The sequence below is a fragment of the Trinickia acidisoli genome (genome assembly GCF_017315725.1).
In the GTDB taxonomy this organism is placed as follows: domain Bacteria; phylum Pseudomonadota; class Gammaproteobacteria; order Burkholderiales; family Burkholderiaceae; genus Trinickia; species Trinickia acidisoli.
The window spans coordinates 3857071-3879201 of sequence record NZ_JAFLRG010000001.1 but is presented as its reverse complement, the minus strand read 5'-3'; the positions used below and the strand labels follow the sequence as shown (position 1 = coordinate 3879201).

The following is a 22131-nucleotide window of genomic DNA, read 5'->3' as shown; positions in this document are numbered from 1 at the left end:
GATGCTAGATCGGCAATATTTTCTTTTTTCTATTAACGATGGTTAATCGCGTTCCAATCTGTTCTTTCACCGCGCAGTTGTGTGTAGAATCGCCGAACTTTGAATGTTGGCGTTTCTGTCGGGCTTGCCAATGAATACCAACGTGTCTGTCCAAGATCTCCGAAAAATCTCAGCTGGAATGCAGAACAAGCGGCTATTGACGCTGTCGTTCCCGCAGGGCGATGCTCCATACAACATCCTATTGATCAACCGCCTGGAAGGCGAAGAATCTCTATCGCGCGATTTCCAGTTCGTTGTCGAGATACTGTCGGATAACGCAAAGCTCGATCCAAAGGACTTCGTTGGCAAACAGATCTGCGTGCAATTGCTGCGCGATGACGGGAGCTTTCGGTATTTCAATGGCTATGTCTTTGCGTTCCGTCTGGTTAGGACCGATGGCGGGATCGCTTTCTACGAGGCCGATATAGGCCCGTGGATGCGGTATCTGAGACTACGCAAAAACAATCGCTTGTTCCTCGATCTAACTATCCGCGGTCAGACGGCCACGATCTTGGAAGACTACGGCACGCTGCCGGTGTGGGAGTGGCGGGTCTATGAGAAAGACCTGCCGATGACGATGGCGTGCCAGTTCGACGAGCACGATCACAATTACGTTCATCGGCGCTGGGAGCATCAGGGCCTGTGCTACTGGTACGAGCACACCGCGGCGGAGCACAAGCTGATCGTCTCCGATCCCGTGCGTACTGAGCCGGCGATCGACGGCAGCAGTCCCGACATTCCATATCAGGACAAGGCCGGCTCTCAGGAAGCGGACGGCATCGCGCGGTGGTCGCTGATTCAACAAGCCACGTCCACGCACATCGCACAGTCGCGTGCCAACTTCAAAGAGTCGGCGCTGAACGCGCGTACCGGCGGCTTGGCCGACGCGCGAACCGATGCGTCGAAAAGCACAGGCGCGCAGGAACTGGAGTGGTACGAGTACGTTGGCGCATACGGGCATCGCAACACGGATCACGGCCAGCAGCAAACCGGGCGACGTATCGACGCGATCGAGGTGATCGCGCGGCAATGGGAGGCGAGCGGTAACAACCGCTACGTGATGCCGGGCCGCTGGTTTCGGTTGAGGGACCACTTCGGTCAGTCGATCAGCGGTAACAGCCACGACGACGAATACCTGATCGTATCCGCGCATCACACGGCGACGAACAATTACCTTCAGGGTGCGGGCGCCCCGGCGACCTACAGCAATCGATTCACGTGTGTGAGCAAACGCACGCCGTGGCGGCCGATGCCTGGATACAACAGCGTGCAAACACGCATCCTGGCGCCCCAGACGGCGACGGTGGTCGGGCCGAGCGGCGAGAGCCTTTACACGGACGAGTACGGCCGTGTCCTGCTTCAGTTTCATTGGGATCGAGAAGGCAAGTACACAACGTGGGTGCGTGTGTCGAGCGGTTGGGCGGGGGGCAGTCAAGGCATGAATGCGCTGCCTCGGATTGGGTCCGAGGTGGTCGTGCAATGGCTTGATGGTAACCCTGACCATCCTCTTGTAACGGGCCGCGTGAGCAACTCGGCGAACCTGCCGGCGTGGCGGTTGCCGCATCAGCGGGCGCTGACCGGCATTCGCAGTCGCGAGCTTGTCGGCGACGCCGGTAATCGGGCGGGCGGACGCAGCAACCACCTGGTGTTCGACGATACGGCCAACGCTATCCAGACGCAGTTGAGATCGGACCATGTCGCGAGTCAGCTATCGCTGGGGAGCATCACGCGCATCGAGGACTGGCAGGGCCGGCAAGAAGCGCGCGGCGAAGGCTTCGAGTTGCGCACCGATGCGGTCGGCGCCATTCGCTCGGGCAAAGGTATGTTGGTCAGTACCGAGGTACGGCCGGAGGGGAAGTCGCACATCGCCGATGTCAGTGAGCCTGTGTCGCGTCTCACCAAAGCACAAACACTGCACGATCAGCTCGGCAAGCTGGCTCAAAAGCATGAGGCGCAGGACAGCGGTGCCGATCAGAGTCAGGTGGCCGATGCGCTGAAATCGCAGGCCGATGGCATCAAGGGGGCGGGTGGGGGTGAGGGGGCTTTCCCAGAGCTGAACGAAGCGCACTTGCTGCTTGCAGGGGCGGCCGGCTTGGAGATGACTACGCCTGCGACCGCACACCTGACGGGTGGCCAGCACGTTGCCGTCACCTCTGGTCAGAACGTCTCGATCGCGGCAGGCCAATCGCTTTTTGCAAGCGTGTCGGAGAAATTCTCGCTGTTCGTGCACCGCATGGGCGTGAAGCTCATTGCAGCCAGCGGCAAGATTCAGGTTCAAGCGCAGGACGATGAACTCGAGCTACTCGCGAAAAAGGTCGTGGCGATCATCAGTACCACCGACTGGATCAACATCACGGCGAAACAAGGTATTCGGCTCAACGCCGGCAACAGCGAACTCGTGATCGACGCCAATGGTATCAACGGCAAGACCCCCGGCAGCAACGTCATTTACGCGGCAAGCCACAGCACGATGGGGCCAGAAAGCGTTCCTGCACAGTTCCCAGGCAATGACCTTTGCGAGAAGGTTGCGAGTGGGGCAGCCCAGTCGGGCCAGGCGTCGGTCGCACTGAGTTGAGGATCCGGTATGACGATTTCTCAGATGCAGGCCGCCTCCAACCTCTCAGGACCATTGACCCGCGGTTTCTTGCTAATCGAACCGGCAGCGCTAGTTCACGTGCCCGAACTGGCCGAAGTCAATATGCGGCCCTGTACCCCACGGATACTCGCGCACCGCGAGGAACTGATGCCGCAACTGGTCGATGTGGCTGCGTTGGACGACGAAACGCGGGCGCTAGCGACGGAGTGCTGGATGGCGGAAGCATACGTGGAGCGGCCGCCGGTGGTGTGCGCATGGCTTGATAGTGAGGCTGACGCAGACGCAGTCAGCGAACACTTGGCACGCCACCTGGTGGGGCCGGGAGCAGACGGCAAGGCGGCCTTCTGGCGTTATTACGATCCACGCGTATTGACGCTGACGCTGGCGATTCTCGATTCGATGCAGCAACAAGCACTGCTTGGCCCGATCCGCGAGTGGCAGTTTGCGTGGGCGGGCCACCGATGGAGTGTCACGAATGCTCCCAAGGAGGCCGCGGATGACGATCGCCCGTTGGGCTGGCCGCGTCCAGAGCAATGGACCCGCATCAATCACAGCGAAGTCGCTGATCGCGTGCTGCGTCGCCTACCGGCCCTGTCGGTCGAGCTAGCCACTCGACTCCCTGCGACACTCGATGGGCTGTTTTCCGAATTGGAATTGAGTAGCGATACGAAGGATGTCGATGTGCTTGTGGGGTTCATGTCGCAGCGAGTGCGGGATGACTTCGCGATCGACGCCGAAATACAAGGATCGAAACGATGACAACAAAAGGCTGTCCGCTGTGCGATCGCCAGTCGGTACTGATCTATCCTGTTCGGTATGCCGTCGCTTGTCCGCGTGGTGCGGCGAAAGCCCCCGATTTGTCGGGCAATTTCAAAATCGACGGCCGTGCGCCGAAGTCGGTTGGCGCCGCGAAATACACTTTGCGGGGACTGCGCCAGGGGTATCTGTACACCTACGATGAGAAGCGCAAGCGGCTTGACGCCTACATGGTCCTCGATGACGGCTCGTTATGGCATTTTCCGCCCGACACGACGCCGCCGCCCGGGGCCAAGGATGCGCTGACCCAAAGCTGCATCAGCCGAGGCGAAATGGACTTCGAGTCTCTAGGAAGGTGCGTTAGTGTCGAACATACGCCCTCGACGGATGAGGCAACCAATTTTTGGATCGGGTGGTCGAATGTCCGATGGACGAAAGAGCTCGTTCACAACAAGATTGGCGATGCGGCATGGCGCAAGCAGCATATGCAATGCATCAACGTAACGGCGATGATTGCCGGCGGAGCGGCCGACACGGGGGAGTTCGAAGCGGCCCACGGCAAGGTCGCGCACTTCGCGATGGACGACAAAGCGATGAAGGACGCGTTCGGCTTTAGCAATCGCTCACCTAAAGACGAAATCCGCCTACGTCAGCGCAACACCGCAAAGCGCATCGGGGGAGCGATGGCGCAATCCCCTTTCAAGAAGGGCTTCATTGTCGCAGTGAACGACCCGGTCGGCATTGCGAATGATCTCGCCGAGCTGACCGTTCCGAATCGGAACAACGGTTTCGACGAGCAGATTTACTGGAAGTACATTTCGGCCCAACTCTTGGACCGTGCCGAGTCCGGCATTCGAGCTGACGCGAAGGCGCTAACGAACCTGACTTATGGTGGCTCGAAGGTCATTGAAGAAGCGAACAAGGCTAACATCGAAGCGCGTATGCCGGCCGTCGCAGATCCGATGGGCGCGTTCAATATGTTACGTGCGTGGATAAAGACCGGGAGTCTCGATCAAGCTGCAAAAGAGGTACAAGAGAAGACGGACAACATCCCCGCGACACAAGAGGAGGCTGCCAACGAAGCTTGGGAAGAAGCATCGACCAAAATTGGGCCGGACGGTAAGCGGATTAGCGTGATTGATGAGGAGTCGCTGAAACGCTTCCCTGAGGAATACCAACGCGCGCTCGATGCGTTTAAGCCGAAATGGCAACCCCTTGTCCAAGCGCATGCTGACTGGTTGAACTCGCAGCTTCTCGCCGATTGGATGGCGGGCAATCATGACATACACGACATCCGTAGCGGGTATGCGTACAGTGAATCGTGTGCACAGGCGATCGGCACGGCAGCCGGCACGGAAGCGTGTAAGAAGGTACTCGACGATTGGCTAAGCCAAAAGGCGGCCGATACGCGCAACGTCTACACACGAGCGTTGATGTTCAATTACGAACAGTTGATGAAGGCGGCGGACGCACAAGTTCACGGTTCGGATATTCAGTACGAGAACTTTCTCAATATCTATAAAGGTGCCGTCTCGGAGGTCGAGAAGCTCGAGAAGAGAGCCAATCTACGTGATCGACTGCTCGTTACCACCGCTAACCAGGTCGTTGCAATTCTGACGAAAGGCGTTCGCAACGCGGCCCTCGGATACATCACCATCCGGCTGTCGCTTCAAGCGGGCGTTCGGCTCAAGCCATCGCAGGTCAGCAAGCTCGCGATACGCGACTGGACATTGGAGCAAGCCAAAGAGGCGGGTCTTGATCTGGAGGGTGATCGAACGGAAAGGCGCGCGGCGGCGACTCAGGTTGGGAAGGAGGTCACGAAGGCGGCTCCACCGTCCGATCCAAATATCGTCGCCTATGAAATGGACACCGATGCGCTCGTTAAAGATGGGAAACTGAATGCCAGCGCGATCAAGGCCATCAAGGTGCCGGGAGTGGAAACCGCGAAAAAGTGGCTTGGCTCACCCAGTGAGTTCAACCTAGGCGTCGCGACCGCGGTGTTCCAGATGGCGACGCTTGTGTTCGCCACGCAGGACTTGTCCGGCAGCGATCAATTTAACCGGGGCGAAAACACGATGAAGTTCGCCGCGTGTATCGCGTCGGTAATGGGGAACGTGATCGAAACGGCGTCAGAAACCGTTGCGAAGTCGGAAAGCCATCCATTGTCGGCATTCATCATGAAGCATTGGGCGAACGCCGAACGCTATTCGGAGTACGGAAAATACGGAGGGCGGGCTCTCGGCGCGATTGCTGGGCTGGTGCTTGCAGGCTATGACCTGTTTCACAATGCGCCTGAAGCCTTCGGAAATCATGAGTCGAAGTTGGGATGGCTGTACGTCGCTAGCGGCGGGCTTGGAGCATATTGTGCGGTCGCGGCATTTCTGGGCTCAATCCCCTTCTTCTGGCCGATTTTGATTCTTTCGATCCTGGTTGGTGTGGCGATCGCTAAGGTTAAGGCCTCAGCGATTAAAGACTGGATATCGCGGTGCAAATTTGGTAGGGGCGAGCACTATGATTCGCTGGATGCTGAATTGCAGGCGTTTAATTCGGCGGCGGGAGGCTAGTGTATGGACGAACGTTTAATGAAGAACTGTATAGGTAAGCCCGTGCCCGCATGGGACATGGAACACCAACTGCAGATCGATCGACCCATGAGTCCAGATATGTGGGACACCGGATCGATATTCAGAATCAATGCGACATACATGGACGCGACGGAACCCGCGTTTCTAGAGAAACAGTGGTTCATTACGGGGGTCTTTTTTGCTTCCGCTTTCATCGGGATCGGGCCATATGTTTACTGGCTAACCAACGTCCGCTACCCATACGCCGGAGGCGTGCTGGGGAATATCGCGGCAGCAGGGATCTCACTTGTCTTTGCAGCTATTGTCTGGAAGGTGGGCCGAGGCTTGTTCTTCGGCCTGCGCTACCGGCCGATCCGGTTCCATCGCGAGGCTCGGAAGCTGTATGCGATTCGCGCCCGGCGATTCTTCGCAAAGCCGGGCGAGGGCGACGTTGTCTGGGAGGCGCCGTGGGCCGCAGAGTCCCTCTTTTGTTTGCACAAGGAAGTCACGCAGTTCAATACCGTGTACCACATTCGGCACTACACGGTTGACAACCAGGGCAACGTAACCCGCGTGTTCTCGATCGGCCGAGAGTGGGTGGGCGCGGTCGAAGTGGAACTTGCGCTTGCGCAATGGAACTACTGGTGCAAGTACATGAACGACGGTCCTAGCGGCTTGCCTAAACCGATGCTCTTCCACACCGAAAACGAGACACCGCGGGAATCGTTCCTGTTCTCGCTCTATAGTGTGGGCATGCGGGCTCCTGTCTTCTGGCGCATGATCATGATGCCGTTCATTGCGGTGTTCACGGTCATGCGCATTCTCGCCAACGCGACCTGTCGTGCGCCCATCTGGCCGGAGTCGATTGAAAAGATTTCGAAGATCGACCCGAATGACCCCAACGCCGAGCCACGCTCCGGCACACCGGTCGGCTGGGGCGACACTGTGCTGGCCCAGCAGCGAGGCGAGTACCCGAATGATCCGAAGGCGCGGACCGAAGGTTGGAGCGGAGAACCGGACGGCCGGTTGCATGCAGCAGCTTGGCTCAAGGATCCGAGTGTTGACCAACGCCTTGCAGTGAGGCGAGCATGAGGAAGGTTGCAAATGAAAGATGAAAGCGGGCGTGGCGTAATCCGTCTGAACGACACGACGACACATGGCGGCCAAGTGATCACCGCGAGCGACGACCTGAAAGCGTTGGGCGTGCCCGTCGCCTTGAAGGACGACATGACGTGGTGTCCGCAATGCAAGGGAAACTTCAAGATCCTTCCGGAGAACAGCCAGCGCAATCATCACGGTAAGCCGGTCGCGTATCACAACGACCCGACCGAATGCGGCGCTCGACTGATCTCGTCGTTGTAGCCCCGGCACGTCAGCCCTCTCTGGAGAGCAGATTTCACAACATTTCCGCTCGCGTTTCGGCGTGGACGCAGGAAACTTCGCGCCAGTAAGCTTGGTCGACAATCGGGCACTTCGAACCTGATCGGTTGGCGTTAGATTGCCTCCCGAGGTTATGTAGATTGGCTCCACAGTTTCTGAGCGCTGACGCAGGTTGCCGCAACGACTGTCTCTGATGCCCGACGAACGCAAGTGTTCGGGCTAGCCCGGTGCTCCGGCAAGCGAGTGAGGGCATCCAGGCTGTTTTGTTTAGGGCGACAGGAGGTCACGTCTCAGGTCGACCGTCCCCAAATATTTATCTACGATGAACCAACACCACGCCGCCGCGCTGGCGAAGTTCGCCTCGATTGCCATTTTGCCGCTTGTCTTTGTGTCGGACGACGGCGCCGTGAGCATCCGATTTCAAGAAGGGGGCGTAGCTGTCAACGCCGATTTAAATCTGACCCACTTTCCGGCGAATCGACGAAGTAAAACTGACCCACCCGGGCCCTTATCACGTGGCGGCCTTCGCGCCCGCCCGCGTGCTCGTTTGCCCAGCTTTGCGCTTGTCTTTTAAGCGGTAGCTCTCGCCGCTGATTTGCACAATGTGCGCGTGATGTAGCAACCTGTCGAGCATCGCTGCCGTTAGCGTCTGGTCGTCGGCGAACGCCGAAGCCCATTGCGTGAACGGCAAGTTGCTCGTCAATACGATGGCGCCGCGCTCGTAGCGCTTGGCGACGACGTTGAAGAACAGGTCCGCTTCCTCGCGCCCGAACGGCAAATAGCCGATTTCGTCGATTGCGAGTAGCCTCGGTCCGACGACCGCTCGATTGAAGAACTCCTTCAGTCGATTCTGCTGCCGCGCTGTTGCCAGTTGCATCATCAGGTCGGCGGCCGTGATGAACCGCGTCTTGATGCCCGCCTGCGTCGCGCGATAGGCAAGCGCACTCGCAACATGCGTCTTGCCGACGCCGCTTGGGCCGAGCAGCACCACATTCTCGGCGCGCTCGATAAACGCCAAGCTAGCTAACTCTTGAATCTGCGCTCGCGGTGCGCCGCTGGCGAAGGCGAAGTCGTATTGCTCCAACGTCTTGATGCTCGGCAACGACGCGAGCTTCGTGAGCGTCTGCCGCTTACGTTCTTCGCGCGCATCGAATTCCGCCTGTAGCAGTTGCTCCAGGAAGTCGGCCAAGCTCGCATCACGCGTTGCCGCGTGCTGCGCGAGCGAGCCCCAATCGCGGGCCATACAGTCGAGCTTGAGCTGCGTGCATAGGCCGGCAATACGTTCATTCCGGCAAAGGCCAGTTTTTGACGCCTGCACGCGCTGGCTATAGACGAAAAAAAAGCACCGCGATCGCTCGCAAGTGCTTGATTTTCAACTACAGAATTCTTTGGTGGGGCGTGAGTGGCTCGAACACTCGACCTACGGATTAAGAGGCACGTGTAAACCACAGTAAAATCAATGCGTTGCGCTTCCCATGCTTCTACAAAGTCGCTGCCTTGTGTCCCCTCGGAAGCCTCGCCACATCTGGGGGGCGGCGCTGATTGTAGATGGTGAACGCATCGAATTGACCTATCGTCTTGGAGCCCGGATGACGGACGCGACAATCATAGCTATCGGCGGCATCGTAATTTCGTTGATGTCGCTTGCGGTCTCGGTGAGCACAATGTATTTCGCATGGCTGCGGCGGGGCCGTCTGTGCATGACGAGACCATCTGTGGTGTTTTTCGGCTTTGATCCAGTCCCCAAATGGACGGCAAAGATATTCTTGCGAACTTTGCTCTACAGCACGTCTGTGAAGGGGCAGGTGATCGAAAGTATGCACGCGAAACTGTCGCGCGACGGCATTGGCGAAACATTCAGCTTCTGGGGCCACGGCGAGGCCACCCATATCACGCCGGGTAGCGGCTTGTACGTTGGACAAACGGGAGTGTCAGCGAACCATCATTTCGTTCTATCGGTGCATCGTTCGGCGTATGAGTTCGCGGCCGGCACATACACCATCGAGGTATTCGCGCTGCTTGTCGGCGCATCTGCGCCGGTGCGTTTGTCGCGAATTAGCGTCGCGGTGGATGACCGACAGGCTGCAGCTTTAAGTGAGCGAAAAGGCGTGCTATTCGAGTTGCAACCGGAGAGTGGAGCGTACGTGGGCCACCTCCGCGACCAGCGGTAGCCGTCGCGACCGTCGCTTTTAATAGGCTTTCATCCGGCGATTGATTGCGTCGGTTAAAGCGACGCCGGGAAAGACTTGTCACTGGTCCGGGGCTTTGTCAGTTCCGGTCATTATCGGCGGTGGTGCAAGTAGATGAATTGCACGGGGCGTTCCGGCAATGCGGCCGGGCTGCACATCTTGGCGCATCGCATGGAACGCCGCGCTCAACAAGGCGTCGTGCTTTTCGCCGCTTCGCGCAGTGTTACGGTAGGAAATTTCCTTTTGAAAGGCTTGAACCGCGTCCAACACTGCAGGAGAAGCAACGAGCGCTAGTGCATTCACCGCGTCAGCGTAACGATGCTGTGCCTCAGGCGTCGAACGGCCCGAGACGATGCTCGACAGCGCCGAGACGTACTCTTGATAGTGTTCGAGCTTCGTCTGGCGCCAACCTGACTCATGTTCGCGCCGCTGTGCGAGCGTCGACGTGACGACTACCCCGACCAGGGCGAAGACACCGGACGCGAGCGCGGCGAGAATCGCGGGAAAGGCTGCTGTGCTTAGGTTCATATCTGCCCCGTGGTGGTACCTTTTTCGTCAGTCCATCGAGCGGCATTATGCCGAAGGGCGCGACGCTGGGGGAGGGGCGGATTTGAAGTATCGGGTTGTGCGCAATCAGTTGCGCAAGTCAACGACTCTAATCGCTGTAACCGCCGCAACTGTCCCGCCCGCCTCCCTCAACCGGCTTTGGGATGGCTTGGTTGGTCCTAATGATGGCCGTGCAACCGGTTTCGTTGACCCAGTTGCGACCGTCGTAACTGGGCTGTCTGTGTTTAGCGAACCGGCCTCACGCGTTCCCCGATGCGCGTTCTGACATAGTGCTCCGTCATGTTTCGGCTCTGGTGTCCGAGTAACTTTTGCGAGTGCGCGAGGTCCCCGGTATCGCTCGCTGCTTTTGCCCGGAGGTCGCGAAACTGGAACGAAACGCCCGCCAGCTTGCGGGCCTTGTCGAATCTCGATCGCAGTTCGAACGGGCTTACCGGCGTGCCGTCGTCGTTCTGCAACAGGTTCGTGCCCGTCATCTTCCTGGGCCGAGCGATGATGCGCTCGATGACCGCCTTCAACTCACCCTCGACCGCGATTCTCAGGTGCTTCCCGGTCTTGTTCTGGACGATATGTAGGTGATCGCCCCGAATGTCCGCTCGCTTCACTTTGAGCACGTCGGCCGGGCGTTGCCCGGTAAGGTAGGCAACGTCCATCGCGTCTTGCAGCGTCGAATGCGCGACGGCATAGACGGCTCGGAACGCCTCGTCGGTCACGTAGATGTCCCGCCCGCTCTCGCGGAACCCTTTGACGCCCGCGCACGGGTTCGATGTGCTCGCGTAACCCCACTCTCGAGCCTTGTTGTAGATATGACTCAACAGCGCTTTCTCGCGGTTCGCGCGCACCTTCGCAGTTTCCCCTCGAATGTCCAGATACTCGCGCACGTGGACCGGTGTGATTGCGTCGATCGGCATCGCCCCGAACACGGCCTTGAGGTTCTCTAGCTCCTTGAGATTGTCGCTGCGCGTCCGTGGCGATTTTGTTGGCAGCACTTCTCGCGTGTAGCGGCGCGCGACGACCGCGAAGGCCCGGTCGTCGTCTTGCGCCGGCTCAGCTTCGATTTCGGCCCACTTGCGCCTCGCTTCATTCAGATCGGCCCCGAGGGGCGTCCACTGGCGCGGCAGCGATGTTCCGACGTGATAGTAGCGGCCTTCTTTCATGTGCATCCGTGGCGGGAGGTCAAGGTTCGTTTGTCGCCTACGCCCCATGCTCCGCCCCCCGGGTCGTACGTGTTCCGCGCAGCGCCTCGAAACGCGGCCGGTTTGCTGCCGCTGGGGATGCCTCCGGGGCTGACTGTGTTGCGCCAAGCCGTGCCTCGAAATAGCTGCGTGCAACCTTTGGACGGCGCTGCGAATCTTCCGCGAACCGCCAACCGTTCGCCTGCAACCATTCGATTTGCTTGGCAGATCGGACGAATCCCGTCAGATCTTCGAGTTCGATTTTTGAAAGGAACATGCCCTACCTCATCCGTGAGCCGCACCGCACGCGCCGGCACATAGGACGCGTACTGATAGATCGGCGCTCGCTTTGCTGCGCGCGACGATGCGCGAGAACGCGGCCGAGCCTTGCGTGCGGCCGATACGGTTTCTTCATTTTTCGGATGATGTGCATGCGCAAACGGGCCATGTTTGCCAGTGCGCTGACGGCCGTGTTGAGCTTGAATTGCTTTCTCATCGCGCCCCCGCTGCGGTGACCGGCGTTGGTTCCGCGTCGCCTTCCCCCTCGACGGGGAACGAATACACGTCTGCCGTGTGCAGCCGGCTCAGCAGTTCGCCAATTTGGGCCTGCATGCCTTCCAACTGTGTCTTGACGTGATGGCCCTTGAACATCCTTCGAAGCTCGGTATTTTCCTCGACGAGTTCGGCGATTCGAGCCTTCGCGCGCTCGCTTTCGGCTTGCACGGAATCGAGATGACCCATTGCCTGGGTGTAGTAGGCCAACTGGCCGTGCGTAAATCGGATGTCAGGATACTCGGCGCTGCACAGATAGGCCTTGCCGTCTCGATACTCTACATAGAGGTCCGTAAAACCGCATCGGCTCAACCAGACTTCCGGGTTTTGGAGGTGGCAATGCATGACGTACCATGCCGAGAATGGGATGGGGCTTTTGCCCTTTTCCCAATTCCCGATTGTCTTTTTGCTGACTCGAAACAGTGCCGCACACTCATCCGGAGTCAGGTTCACGAAGTAGCGCCGCCAGTGCTCGAACTCGCCGGGCGTGACGCTCTGCCGCTTCATCGCTTCGCGATACCAATCGGGCATGCCAAAGAAGGGTGCATCTTTCCCCTTGCCCTTCGGTTCACGGCGGGCCGGGAATGTTACCGCAGGGTAGCTCCAAACTTTGGCGATATTGGGATGTCGTGCATCAACGTCGCGATGCGCGGCGCCGAACCCGCGCTGCTCGGACACCCTCATCATTCGCAGCGTGTCGCGCCGCGCATCCTTCTCCTCGCTCTGTTGCCGCTCACGAATTGGAATTCTTGTTACCGTCGCATCGTGAAGCTCGGCCGCAATCGTTTGTGGTTCAGATGGTTCGTATCGCATCGTCTTATTCGTTATGTTCGGTTGGCGTCAGGCTACGTACGTGCTTGGTCGCATCGAGAGCCTTTTCGCTTCAATGTGGTCGGTCCTGCTTATGGAATTGATGGGACGAGGCTCGAAAATCGAGGAGATCACCTTCGCAGCACGTCGTTTTTCACGGGTTGGTTTGGGCGGTCCTCGGTGTAATCGGCTTCGTGCGGATGTGTTTCGCTGCCGTCGTGCGTACAGTTATTGACACGAGTCCGAGTGCTCGCGCCTTCGGCGCTGCGCTGAACCTCCTTCCACTCGTAACGCGTCGCCGGGACGAAAATCTCCGCTATGCGGCGGTAATCGCAGATGCCGTCCACGATGTGTGCGAGCCCTTGTGCGGCGACACCGTGCGGAGCGCGCACGAGGCGCAGGCCGTAGCGGCCCTCGCGCATTTCGGCTGTGTACTTCACGGAGATGCGTCGCGCTTCGCCCGCGACGCCACCCATCGCGCGCGCGTATTCCGCCCAATCCGCGCGATGGCCTTCTGTCTTCTGCGCCGCGCGCCACGCTGCGCGAATTTCCGGCGATTCGCTCTCGCTCGGTAGGTCTGCTTCCTTCACGCGCCGCAGTTCGCGCCACACGCCGATCGGTGCCCCGCCGAACTGTTGGAACTGCCGGATGCCCCACATCGCGGCCCAGGCTTCGATACGCATCGATGGCGTGATTTCCACGTCGCCGAGCATGTCGGTTGTGACGACGAAGCCTTCCTTCGTCTTGTGGTCCCCGACGCCGTGGCCGTCGATGTTCTTCGCGATGTACTTCGCGATGTAGCCGGCGGCTGAGCCCTTCGCGTCATCGATGGGCACGAAATCGACACGATGCTTGGCTGCGCCTCGCTCGTCGCCCGAGTCGCGCAGCGCGTGCGCACGCATGACTGCGCAGAATCGATCCACGTCATCGGCGAAAACGATGCCGTGCCAATGGGGCGTGCCGTCATGGTTTGGCTCGGCCACGCGCATGCCAAAGTAGGTCACGCCGTCGCGCTTCAACTGCGCGCGGATACGCGCCCACACCTTCCCCAAGTAGGCTTGCGCATCGCGTGGGTGCGATCCTTGGTACTTCCTGTTCGGGCGAAAGCGCGTCCCGCATTGGCTCACCGCGTGAAACCTGCTAGGGCACGTCAGCGAGAACATGACGCCACGCATGCGTGCATCGACGGCCAATTCCTCGCAGCCTCGCAGGCGCGTCATCAACTCGCCGCGCTTGAGCGCCTTGTTCGAAATGCTCTTCGCCGCGAGTTCGGCCAAGGTGAAGCGGTGCCCGAGTTCGTTTTCCAGCGTTACCGCCTCCAACGTCGCGGCGTTGCGTTGGTTCTGCGCGAGGCGGCGGCGCACTGCGTCATCGCTTGCATACGGGTCTGATCGGTAGTGGACGTAGTGGAGGCGGATATTCGAATGCTCAAGCCCACGGATATGCAGCTTCCGAAACTGCCGGCGCCACCACAGTGCGCAGCGCAGCCGCGCGACCTGGTCGGCCGGCCGATCGAAGGCGGGCGGGACGACGCCATAAGCCTTGCACGTCGCCTTCGCTACGGTGAGCGCGTCATCGTTCGTGAGCCCCAGCGTGCGCAACTGGAAATCGTTGGCGATCCGCCGCGCCTTCTCACAGATTTCTATGTCGGATGCGTTCGGGCGCACCGGCAACGTATCCGGAGCGTGCTCTTCGAGGAATGCGGCCGCGCTTTGCTCGGCCGCATTCAAGTCAAACATGTGCGGCGCGTTCGCGCGCTGAGCGCTGTTGCGGCCAGCTTCCTCTGCTTTTCGATACGCCCGCTTGTACCAGCGGAACGGCAAGCGTTGGCGGGCGCTCTGCATGGCCGGCAACGTCGGAAGGGTGTGGTCAATCGTATGCGCGTAGACCCACATTACCGCCCCCTCCCGGCGCGACGGTCGCGCAGGATGCGATCGAGCGCCGCGGCGCCGACCGGTGTTGCGCGAACGTGCGCGACGCACGGTGGCCGGCGCGCGACGAACGATAAGTGATTCGTGCCGGCGTATCCCGGTTCGCCATCTTCGACGTAGCAGCCGATTTCAACGAAGGCGACGGAATTATTCATCGTTGATGCTCCGCGACGTTTCGCCGCAGAAGCCCTGTCGCCACGCGCTCCATTCGTTCGAGCTTGGGAGGTAGGGGTTATCCCAAACGTCTTTTCCCGCAATGAACGCGGCGCATCCTTCGACATACGCTTGGTGAGCGCCACTCATCCCGCTACTGAACACATCGATTTCCACGTTAGGCCCCCAGCCAATAAAAGAAGCGGTCGAGAGCGTTCGCAACATGTGAGCGGTGGCGGAAGTACGGGCCATCCATCGTGAAGCCGCCGAGTGCTGATGCGTGTATGCGCGCCGACTTGGCCCGTTTGCCTGTCACTGCCGGGTGAGTTCTCGTGTTCATTGCCGAGCCTCGCATTGCGTTTCGTCAGGATGAGTGGATCCACGCCGGGGCGTTCGACGCCTTCGGCGGGGTATCTCGAAATTTGGGACGGGGCGCTTGCCTAGGCGCCGCGCACGGTCAACCGGTGGATACGAGCGGGTTTGTAGCGGTCGGCTGTTGATTCTTGATCGCGGCGACCACAGCCCACATGACGAGTGCGCCGACGACGAGCGTCGCGACGCTGCTGCCCTTTCCAGTCAGCATAGGGAACGGAGCGTCCATTTCTCAGGCCCCCTGTTGGCTGGCTTGGCCCTTGGTCTGCGCTTTCGAGCCTGCTGCGGCCTTCGCGTTGACCTTTTCGTCCGCGCCATCGAGTGATACTTGCGCGACGAGAGGCGAGCCCGAATCGGACGCCTTCCGCTGCACGATGTGCGCATGCGTTTCATCCTTCGCGTCATGATCGAGGTCCGCGAGGAAGTTTGTCCCCTGCATGTAGCGAAACAGCATGTAGTTTTCCGCCATCAGGCCGAATAGCCTCTGGCTGTCCAAGACGGTTTCATCGGTGTAGCCGCCCCACAACCCTTTCGAGGTCACTTTCCGCATGAGGTCCGAGATTTCTTCATCGTTCTCGTCCATGCGTGCGAGAGCCGACTCAACTTCCTGATCGGTCAGTTTCTCGCTTATGGTGAAGCTCATTCGCGGTGCGACGGTTCCCGGAGGAACGGGAAACGCGCCACGAGGTACGGGCGAGATCGCCGGCTTGTCGTTCGTCGACTTGCTGGATTCCTCGGCGCTGATGTCAACGCCCTTTTCCTTGAAGTATTCGACCAGCGCGTCCTGCGCGGACAGCGGGAGCGCGTTGATTCGAAACGTTTCGAAATGCTTGATGAGCGTGACGTTCACGCCCGTGTCTTCGGCGAGCTTTGCCTGAGTGACGCCTACGGCTCGCCGCGCCCGCCTCAGGGCGTCAGGTGAGATTTGAATCGCGGCCAATTTGGTTTCCCCTCGATATGACAGAAATGACGACGGTTGAACTATAAGCCGTCATTTCGTAACCGTCAAGAAAACTGTCAAATGTCGTGATTTCTGTCCATTGGGGGCAAAAAAAATCGGCCGTAGCCGATCAATTTGACTTGGTGGGGTACAACTCCTTGCCCCCTTTAAGCACGAGCCCCTGTTCGCCGTCGTCCTCTTCAAGGTTGAGCCGGTTGCCCCAGTTCGTAAGCATCGCTTCGCTCATCTCCAATGCGACCTTCTCCAAAGCATCGCTCAAAGAACGACCTTCAAAGATGTCGGCGTAGTCTTCTTTCAGTTTTTTCAGCACAGCGTCGCTGATCAGCGACGCTGAGTACAGCAAGCTCGACAGCTTGCGGTCCCCGAGTTTCCTACCCGCCATCGATAGGACGAGGCTGTAGAGCGCATCGCGTTCGTGTGGCTCCAACATGGATATCGCGAACGCCATCCTCATCGGCACGCCCGCTTCATGCTCGTTCGGACGTAGAGTAGTCATCTCCATGCTCGGTTGGAGCGCTTCGAATGGCGCTTCCCGATCGTACAGGAGCCAGTTTGGAGAGACCTTCAGTGTCTCGCACAGAACCCTTATCTCTCTTGCACCCGGTTTATATTCGCCCGTCTCGTACCCGCTGATGACGGTGCGCGAGATCCCTTCTCCATTCACGTCGGCGAGCTTTGTTCGGGTGGCCAGCACAGACTGTGACCAACCATATTCGGTGCGTTTCTGTTGAATGCGCTTGCCCACCCCGTCTTCGGGCGTACTAACCTTCGAGGTCGGCGATTTTGACGATCGCGGGTTCGATTCTTTTCCCTTGCTCATGTGCGCTTGTCCTCCGGCTACTCCTGCGATGACAGCCATATTGCGGCTTCCACGACATGCACTAGCGCTTAGATTTTTGTAGATCGCGCGGCGGGATTGTAGAAGCGAAAAGGGCTTAGCGAACGCTAAGCCCTTGAATTCCTTGGTGGGGCGTGAGTGGCTCGAACACTCGACCTACGGATTAAGAGTCCGCTGCTCTACCAACTGAGCTAACGCCCCAAGAGACTGCGAATTATGCAGGACTTTTTTATGCTTGCCTAGCCCATTTTCGTCATTTGTTCAAAAATTCCGCGTCCGCTCGCCGCACCCCCACTCCCGCCGGCGCGCCTGCGTTGTTCTTTGATACGATTTTTTCCGTCCCGGTATGATGGCGGCACCGCAACGCCGCACCTGTGCGACACCGCTGCCGGAGATGGGGCCAACGCGAGCGCCAAGCGCCCGCCCAACCGCCCACGGAATCCGAGCAAACGCTCCGCATGGAATGTCAGGCGCCGAAGCGATGGTCGAAAGCCCAAGAGCCGACCCGCCTCGACGCGGTCCACAGGAGACACGTCATGACAGAAACCGCCATCCTCGACTTGCTCGATCGCATCCTCGCTCCCTGGGTGCGCTCGCTCGCGCTCAAGCCGGTCTCGGTCTCCGACGAAAGCGTCACGCTGCGGCTGCCGTTTTCGGGCGAATTTCGACACTCGGGCGGCGTGATCTGCGGCCAAGTGTTCATGGCCGCAGCCGATACGGCCATGATCGTCGCCATCTCGTCGGCGCTCGGCGAGTTTCGTCCGATGACGACGGTCTCGCTCAACATCCACTTCATGCGCGCCGTGCGCGCAGGCGACGTGCTCGTGACCGCGCGCGTGCTGCGCATGGGCCGCAATCTCGTCTTCGGCGAAATCGAACTCGTCGATCAAGACGGCAAGATGGCCGTTCACGCAACGACCACCTACTCGCTCGTCAACTGAGCGCCCGCTCGTTCGTCGCGCGGCGTCCCCTGACAAAGGAATCGTTTATGTTCGACCAGGTCGTGTTCGCAGGCGGCGGCAATCGCTGCTGGTGGCAGGCCGGCTTCTGGGACGTCGTTCAACCCGAACTCGGGCTCGCGCCGCGCGTCATCACAGCCGTTTCGGCCGGCGCGGCGACGGCGTGCATGCTCTACACGCGCGATTCGCAATGGGTCATGCGCTATTACGAAGACGTGCTTCGCCACAATAAAAAGAACGTCTATTGGGGCAATCTGTGGCGGCGCGGGGCCGCCGTGTTCCCGCACTACGCGATCTATCGCCAAGCGTTGCTCGACATCTACGGCGAGCCCTTCGTCAAGCTCGCCGGCGCGCCCGAGATCCGGGTCGGCGTCTCGCGCGTGCCGCGGTGGCTCGGCGCTCGCACGTCGGTCGCGGCTGGCCTCATCGCCTACAACATCGACAAGCACGTGCGCAAAGTGCTACACCCCACCCTTGGCCACGCGCTCGGCTTTCGGCCCGAGTTCGTGCGTGTTCAAGATTGCGCGGTGGTCGACGAACTCGCGGATCTGATCTTGCAATCGTCGTGCACGCCACCGTTCACGCCGGTCTTGCGGCGCGACGGGCGCCCCGTGCTCGACGGCGGCATGGTCGACAACGTGCCCGTCGGCGCGCTCGACGAGATGCCCGGCCGCGTGCTGGTCTTGGTCACGCGTCGCTATCCGCATCCGCAAACGTTCGTGGTTTCGCACGGCGCACAGCAGCGTCTCTACGTTCAGCCCTCGCGTAAGGTGCCGATCTCGAGCTGGGACTACACGCAGCCGGCGCTGATGCAGCCCGCATATGATCTCGGCCGCGCCGACGGCGAAGCATTCCTCACCCGTTTGCCGCAGCTTTCGGAATTGACCGCCGAATCCACATAGACGAAATCTGAACGACGAACGACTGCGAGCGAAGGCCGGACGCGTGAACCAAGACGCGCACAGCCCTCGCAAGCGAGACGCTCGTCGGATCAGCGCCGTCGCGCGACGTTCAATGCCTCGGCATTGGCGACGCTCGATGTATCCCCTTCATCGAAGGCAAGGATGTTCTTGAACGCCGCGCTGAAATACAGCTCGTAGCTTTCGCGCTCGACATAGCCGATGTGCGGCGTGCAGATCACATTCTCCATACGTAAGAGCCCGTAGCCCTGCAGGATCGGTTCGCTTTCATAGACGTCGATGGCGACCATGCCTGGCCGATTGTGCGACAGGGCGTTCACGAGCGCGTTGTCTTCGAGCAGTTCGGCGCGGCTCGTGTTGACGAACAGCGCCGTCGGCTTCATCCGCAGCAAATCGGCTTGCTTGACGATGCCGCGCGTCTCGTCGTGCATGCGTAGGTGCAGTGTCAGTACGTCGCTCTCTTCGAACAGCGCCTCGCGGCTCGCCGCGGCCTCGTAGCCGTCGGCCTTCGCGGCTTCGAGCGAATGCTCGCGGCCCCAGATCAGCACGCGCATGCCGAACGCTTTCCCGTAGCCGGCCACGAGTCGGCCGATCTTGCCGTAGCCCCAGATGCCGAGCGTATGGCCGCGCAGCACGGTGCCGAGCCCGAAGTTCGGCGGCAGCGCCGAGGTCTTCAGCCCCGATTGCTGCCAGGCGCCTTGTTTCAGGTTCGCGACGTACTGCGGAATGCGGCGCTGTGCCGCCATGATGAGCGCCCACGTGAGTTCGGCCGGCGCAATGGGCGAGCCGACGCCTTCGAGGACGGCGATGCCGCGCTCGGTACAAGCGGGCAGGTCGATGTGATTCGACACTTTGCCCGTCTGGCTGATCATGCGTAGATGCGGGAGCTTGTCGAGCAGTTGCGATGTGACGCGCGTACGTTCCCGGATCAGCACCAAAGCTTCGACCTCCGCGAGCCGGCTGGCCAACTGTCCAAGGCCGCGCACCGTGTTATTGAACACTTTGACGTCATGACCGGTCAGTAGCTGGAAGCAATCGAGTTTGCGGACGGCGTCCTGGTAGTCGTCGAGGATGGCAATCTTCATAGGGTTGGGAGATGAGTGTTGCAGCGCAAGATGTACGCAATAGACGCAGTGATATGCTTGTCAGTTCCAACCGGTTGACTGGAGTACAAGCTGGCATGAGCGATGCAACACGCTTCGTTACGATGCTCACGGCTTTCACTAGGCAGGACCGTTTCTTTTTAACAGCTTGTCGCGCCGGCGCGCAAGCCGCAGATGACGTGCGCGCGCCAATCGGCTCGCACGGCCCGCGCGGCGCACGAATCGTGCACGCTCGGCGGCAAGCTTTCCCGCTCCTGACGCACCCGTTCGTACGCGCAGCGTACGCGTACGAACGCGTCTCTCGCATGCAGCGTCAGCGAGCCAAGCCCGTTTCCTTCTTAACGATCACAAAACGGAGACTGCTCGATGAATCATTCCGCCTTTGGAGGCTTCACCACATTTGAAGCGCCTGCTTACGTCAAACATCGCAAGCTGATTGACTGGGTCCAACGCATCGCCGCCCTGACGAAGCCCGAGCGCGTCGTTTGGTGCGACGGTTCGCAGGAGGAAAACGATCGCCTGTGCGAACTGATGGTCCAGGCCGGTACGCTCACGCGTTTGAATCCCGAAAAGCGTCCGAACTCGTATCTCGCTTGTTCGGATCCGTCCGACGTCGCGCGTGTCGAGGACCGCACGTTCATTTGCTCTGAGCACCGCGACGACGCGGGTCCGACCAACAACTGGACCGAGCCCGCCGAGATGCGCGCCACGCTCGAGGGGCTCTTCGACGGCGCCATGCGCGGCCGTACGCTGTATGTCGTGCCGTTTTCGATGGGGCCGATCGGTTCGCCGATCGCGCATATCGGCATCGAGTTGACCGATAGCCCCTACGTGGTCGTCAACATGCGGATCATGACGCGCATGGGTCGCGCGGTGTACGAAGTGCTCGGCACCGACGGCGACTTCGTTCCCTGTGTCCATTCGGTCGGCGCACCGCTCGCCGCGGGCCAAGCCGACGTCTCCTGGCCTTGTAATCCGACCAAGTACATCGTCCATTTCCCCGAGGCGCGCGAGATCTGGAGCTTTGGCTCGGGCTACGGCGGCAATGCGCTGCTCGGCAAGAAATGTTTCGCGTTGCGGATCGCGTCGACGATGGGACGCAAGGAAGGCTGGCTCGCCGAGCACATGCTGATTCTGACCGTCACGTCTCATGAAGGCCGCCAATATCGCGTGGCGGCGGCGTTCCCCTCGGCCTGCGGGAAGACCAACTTCGCGATGCTGATTCCGCCGCGGACGATGGACGGCTGGTCGATCTCGACGATCGGCGACGACATCGCCTGGATCAAGCCCGCCAAGGACGGGCGGCTCTACGCGATCAATCCCGAGGCCGGTTATTTCGGCGTTGCGCCCGGCACGAGCGAGAAGACGAACTTCAACGCCATGGCGACGCTGAAGGCCAACGTGATTTTCACGAACGTGGCCTTGACCGACGACGGCGACGTTTGGTGGGAAGGCATGACCGATACGCCGCCCGCGCACGTCGTCGATTGGCAGGGCAACGATTGGACGCCCGAGATTGCGAAGGAAACGGGGCGCAAGGCTGCCCATCCGAATGCACGCTTCACGGCGCCCGCCTCGCAATGCCCGTCGGTCGATCCCGATTGGGAAAATCCGGCAGGGGTACCGATCGATGCGTTCATCTTCGGTGGTCGGCGTTCGGGCACCGTGCCGCTCGTGACCGAGGCGCGCAATTGGGGCGAGGGCGTCTACATGGCCGCGACGATGGGCTCGGAGACAACCGCCGCCGCGGCCGGCAAACAAGGCGTCGTGCGGCGCGATCCGTTCGCGATGCTGCCGTTCTGCGGCTATCACATGGGCGATTATTTCGACCATTGGCTCAAGGTCGGCGCGCGGCTCGACACGCTCGGAGCGAAGCTGCCGAAGATCTTTTGCGTCAACTGGTTCCGCAAGGGGCCGGACGGCAAATTCGTCTGGCCGGGTTTCGGCGAGAACATGCGCGTCTTGCGCTGGATGATCGGGCGTATCGAGGGGCGCGCGGCCGGCTCCGATCATGCGTTCGGCGTGTCGCCTCGCTATGAGGATATCGATTGGAACGGGCTCGAATTTACGCGTGAGCAATTCGAGCAGGTCATTTCCGTCGACGATGCCGATTGGCGGCGCGAACTCTCGTTGCATGCCGAATTCTTCGATTCGTTGCGGCATCGGCTGCCGACGGCGCTGGCTCAGACTAAAGCTGAAATTGAAAACCGTCTGACCCCAGCTTGACGTTCTCGCGCACTCGCTCGGCGCGATGGGCGCCGAGAATGAG

At 60.1% G+C, this 22131-nt stretch carries 20 protein-coding genes and 1 tRNA gene; 9 read left to right on the top strand and 12 right to left on the bottom strand.

Features of this window, described 5'->3' with window-relative positions; all coding sequences use genetic code 11:
* Positions 1 to 178 precede the first annotated feature (178 nt).
* From J3485_RS17820 to J3485_RS17800, 5 genes are read left to right on the top strand one after another with little or no spacing between them, the layout of a single operon-like run.
* Positions 179 to 2614 (top strand): type VI secretion system Vgr family protein, encoded by a 2436-nt coding sequence (locus J3485_RS17820; RefSeq protein ID WP_242538601.1) that lies wholly within the window; start codon positions 179 to 181, stop codon positions 2612 to 2614.
* Between the two features lie 9 nt (positions 2615 to 2623).
* Positions 2624 to 3394 (top strand): DUF4123 domain-containing protein, encoded by a 771-nt coding sequence (locus J3485_RS17815; RefSeq protein WP_242538600.1) that lies wholly within the window; start codon positions 2624 to 2626, stop codon positions 3392 to 3394.
* Complete coding sequence (locus J3485_RS17810; protein WP_206955346.1) at positions 3391 to 5955, top strand: T6SS effector BTH_I2691 family protein; 2565 nt, start codon at positions 3391 to 3393, stop codon at positions 5953 to 5955. Before J3485_RS17815 ends, J3485_RS17810 begins: the two co-directional genes overlap by 4 nt.
* A gap of 3 nt (positions 5956 to 5958) precedes the next feature.
* Positions 5959 to 7047, top strand: coding sequence for a DUF6708 domain-containing protein (locus J3485_RS17805; protein ID WP_206955345.1), 1089 nt, complete (start codon positions 5959 to 5961; stop codon positions 7045 to 7047).
* A 12-nt stretch (positions 7048 to 7059) separates the two neighbouring features.
* Entirely contained in the window at positions 7060 to 7317 is a 258-nt protein-coding gene (locus tag J3485_RS17800; protein ID WP_206955342.1) for a PAAR domain-containing protein, read from the top strand.
* 529 nt (positions 7318 to 7846) lie between these two features.
* Here the strand turns inward: J3485_RS17800 and istB are convergent.
* Entirely contained in the window at positions 7847 to 8614 is a 768-nt protein-coding gene (istB, locus tag J3485_RS17795) for an IS21-like element helper ATPase IstB (protein WP_374192447.1), read from the bottom strand.
* A gap of 310 nt (positions 8615 to 8924) precedes the next feature.
* On the opposite strand from istB, the gene J3485_RS17790 reads away from it, so the two are divergent.
* The gene (locus tag J3485_RS17790) at positions 8925 to 9506 is read left to right on the top strand and encodes a hypothetical protein (RefSeq protein ID WP_206955339.1); all 582 of its coding nucleotides are present in this window, start codon (positions 8925 to 8927) and stop codon (positions 9504 to 9506) included.
* Between the two features lie 78 nt (positions 9507 to 9584).
* Here J3485_RS17790 and J3485_RS17785 read toward each other — a convergent pair whose 3' ends face one another.
* The 10 genes from J3485_RS17785 to J3485_RS17745 form a co-directional block, all read right to left on the bottom strand.
* Positions 9585 to 10052, bottom strand: a complete 468-nt coding sequence (locus J3485_RS17785; protein ID WP_206955337.1) for a hypothetical protein — start codon at positions 10050 to 10052, stop codon at positions 9585 to 9587.
* A 263-nt stretch (positions 10053 to 10315) separates the two neighbouring features.
* Positions 10316 to 11245, bottom strand: coding sequence for a tyrosine-type recombinase/integrase (locus tag J3485_RS28950; RefSeq protein WP_242538599.1), 930 nt, complete (start codon positions 11243 to 11245; stop codon positions 10316 to 10318).
* 37 nt (positions 11246 to 11282) lie between these two features.
* Entirely contained in the window at positions 11283 to 11540 is a 258-nt protein-coding gene (locus J3485_RS29550; RefSeq protein WP_206955335.1) for a DUF4224 domain-containing protein, read from the bottom strand.
* Positions 11541 to 11755: 215 nt separating this feature from the next.
* On the bottom strand, positions 11756 to 12628 hold the full coding sequence (locus J3485_RS17770; RefSeq protein WP_206955334.1) for a hypothetical protein: 873 nt from the start codon (positions 12626 to 12628) through the stop codon (positions 11756 to 11758).
* Between the two features lie 128 nt (positions 12629 to 12756).
* On the bottom strand, positions 12757 to 14364 hold the full coding sequence (locus J3485_RS17765; protein WP_242538598.1) for a replication endonuclease: 1608 nt from the start codon (positions 14362 to 14364) through the stop codon (positions 12757 to 12759).
* Positions 14365 to 14519: 155 nt separating this feature from the next.
* Positions 14520 to 14711: a hypothetical protein gene (locus J3485_RS17760; protein ID WP_206955332.1), complete on the bottom strand. Its 192-nt coding sequence runs from the start codon at positions 14709 to 14711 to the stop codon at positions 14520 to 14522.
* Positions 14712 to 15166: 455 nt separating this feature from the next.
* Entirely contained in the window at positions 15167 to 15292 is a 126-nt protein-coding gene (locus tag J3485_RS29285; protein ID WP_277991609.1) for a hypothetical protein, read from the bottom strand.
* 21 nt (positions 15293 to 15313) lie between these two features.
* On the bottom strand, positions 15314 to 16021 hold the full coding sequence (locus J3485_RS17755) for a helix-turn-helix domain-containing protein (protein ID WP_206955331.1): 708 nt from the start codon (positions 16019 to 16021) through the stop codon (positions 15314 to 15316).
* A gap of 130 nt (positions 16022 to 16151) precedes the next feature.
* Positions 16152 to 16862: a helix-turn-helix domain-containing protein gene (locus J3485_RS17750; RefSeq protein ID WP_206955330.1), complete on the bottom strand. Its 711-nt coding sequence runs from the start codon at positions 16860 to 16862 to the stop codon at positions 16152 to 16154.
* A gap of 143 nt (positions 16863 to 17005) precedes the next feature.
* A tRNA-Lys gene (locus tag J3485_RS17745) sits at positions 17006 to 17081 on the bottom strand.
* 335 nt (positions 17082 to 17416) lie between these two features.
* On the opposite strand from J3485_RS17745, the gene J3485_RS17740 reads away from it, so the two are divergent.
* Together J3485_RS17740 and J3485_RS17735 are read left to right on the top strand one after the other, a co-directional pair.
* Positions 17417 to 17821, top strand: a complete 405-nt coding sequence (locus tag J3485_RS17740) for a PaaI family thioesterase (RefSeq protein WP_206955329.1) — start codon at positions 17417 to 17419, stop codon at positions 17819 to 17821.
* A gap of 47 nt (positions 17822 to 17868) precedes the next feature.
* Positions 17869 to 18741 carry a patatin-like phospholipase family protein gene (locus J3485_RS17735; RefSeq protein ID WP_206955327.1) on the top strand — a complete coding sequence of 291 codons (873 nt, stop codon included), beginning with the start codon at positions 17869 to 17871 and terminating at the stop codon, positions 18739 to 18741.
* 89 nt (positions 18742 to 18830) lie between these two features.
* Here J3485_RS17735 and J3485_RS17730 read toward each other — a convergent pair whose 3' ends face one another.
* Positions 18831 to 19844, bottom strand: a complete 1014-nt coding sequence (locus J3485_RS17730; RefSeq protein ID WP_206955325.1) for a D-2-hydroxyacid dehydrogenase family protein — start codon at positions 19842 to 19844, stop codon at positions 18831 to 18833.
* A gap of 384 nt (positions 19845 to 20228) precedes the next feature.
* Between J3485_RS17730 and J3485_RS17725 the strand changes: the two genes are divergently transcribed.
* Positions 20229 to 22088, top strand: coding sequence for a phosphoenolpyruvate carboxykinase (GTP) (locus J3485_RS17725; RefSeq protein ID WP_206955324.1), 1860 nt, complete (start codon positions 20229 to 20231; stop codon positions 22086 to 22088).
* Positions 22089 to 22131 lie beyond the last annotated feature (43 nt).

What these genes read in the sequence shown, in the direction of transcription:
- J3485_RS17760 (WP_206955332.1), bottom strand. Translation starts at nt 14,711, where the DNA reads ATGAATAATTCCGTCGCCTTCGTTGAAATCGGCTGCTACGTCGAAGAT.
- J3485_RS17790 (WP_206955339.1), top strand. Translation starts at nt 8,925, where the DNA reads ATGACGGACGCGACAATCATAGCTATCGGCGGCATCGTAATTTCGTTG.
- J3485_RS17805 (WP_206955345.1), top strand. Translation starts at nt 5,959, where the DNA reads ATGGACGAACGTTTAATGAAGAACTGTATAGGTAAGCCCGTGCCCGCA.
- J3485_RS17800 (WP_206955342.1), top strand. Translation starts at nt 7,060, where the DNA reads ATGAAAGATGAAAGCGGGCGTGGCGTAATCCGTCTGAACGACACGACG.
- J3485_RS17785 (WP_206955337.1), bottom strand. Translation starts at nt 10,052, where the DNA reads ATGAACCTAAGCACAGCAGCCTTTCCCGCGATTCTCGCCGCGCTCGCG.
- J3485_RS17770 (WP_206955334.1), bottom strand. Translation starts at nt 12,628, where the DNA reads ATGCGATACGAACCATCTGAACCACAAACGATTGCGGCCGAGCTTCAC.
- J3485_RS17815 (WP_242538600.1), top strand. Translation starts at nt 2,624, where the DNA reads ATGACGATTTCTCAGATGCAGGCCGCCTCCAACCTCTCAGGACCATTG.
- J3485_RS17750 (WP_206955330.1), bottom strand. Translation starts at nt 16,862, where the DNA reads ATGAGCAAGGGAAAAGAATCGAACCCGCGATCGTCAAAATCGCCGACC.
- J3485_RS17735 (WP_206955327.1), top strand. Translation starts at nt 17,869, where the DNA reads ATGTTCGACCAGGTCGTGTTCGCAGGCGGCGGCAATCGCTGCTGGTGG.
- J3485_RS17730 (WP_206955325.1), bottom strand. Translation starts at nt 19,844, where the DNA reads ATGAAGATTGCCATCCTCGACGACTACCAGGACGCCGTCCGCAAACTC.
- J3485_RS17810 (WP_206955346.1), top strand. Translation starts at nt 3,391, where the DNA reads ATGACAACAAAAGGCTGTCCGCTGTGCGATCGCCAGTCGGTACTGATC.
- J3485_RS28950 (WP_242538599.1), bottom strand. Translation starts at nt 11,245, where the DNA reads ATGAAAGAAGGCCGCTACTATCACGTCGGAACATCGCTGCCGCGCCAG.
- J3485_RS17725 (WP_206955324.1), top strand. Translation starts at nt 20,229, where the DNA reads ATGAATCATTCCGCCTTTGGAGGCTTCACCACATTTGAAGCGCCTGCT.
- J3485_RS17740 (WP_206955329.1), top strand. Translation starts at nt 17,417, where the DNA reads ATGACAGAAACCGCCATCCTCGACTTGCTCGATCGCATCCTCGCTCCC.
- J3485_RS17820 (WP_242538601.1), top strand. Translation starts at nt 179, where the DNA reads ATGCAGAACAAGCGGCTATTGACGCTGTCGTTCCCGCAGGGCGATGCT.
- J3485_RS17765 (WP_242538598.1), bottom strand. Translation starts at nt 14,364, where the DNA reads ATGTTTGACTTGAATGCGGCCGAGCAAAGCGCGGCCGCATTCCTCGAA.
- J3485_RS29285 (WP_277991609.1), bottom strand. Translation starts at nt 15,292, where the DNA reads ATGCTGACTGGAAAGGGCAGCAGCGTCGCGACGCTCGTCGTCGGCGCA.
- J3485_RS29550 (WP_206955335.1), bottom strand. Translation starts at nt 11,540, where the DNA reads ATGTTCCTTTCAAAAATCGAACTCGAAGATCTGACGGGATTCGTCCGA.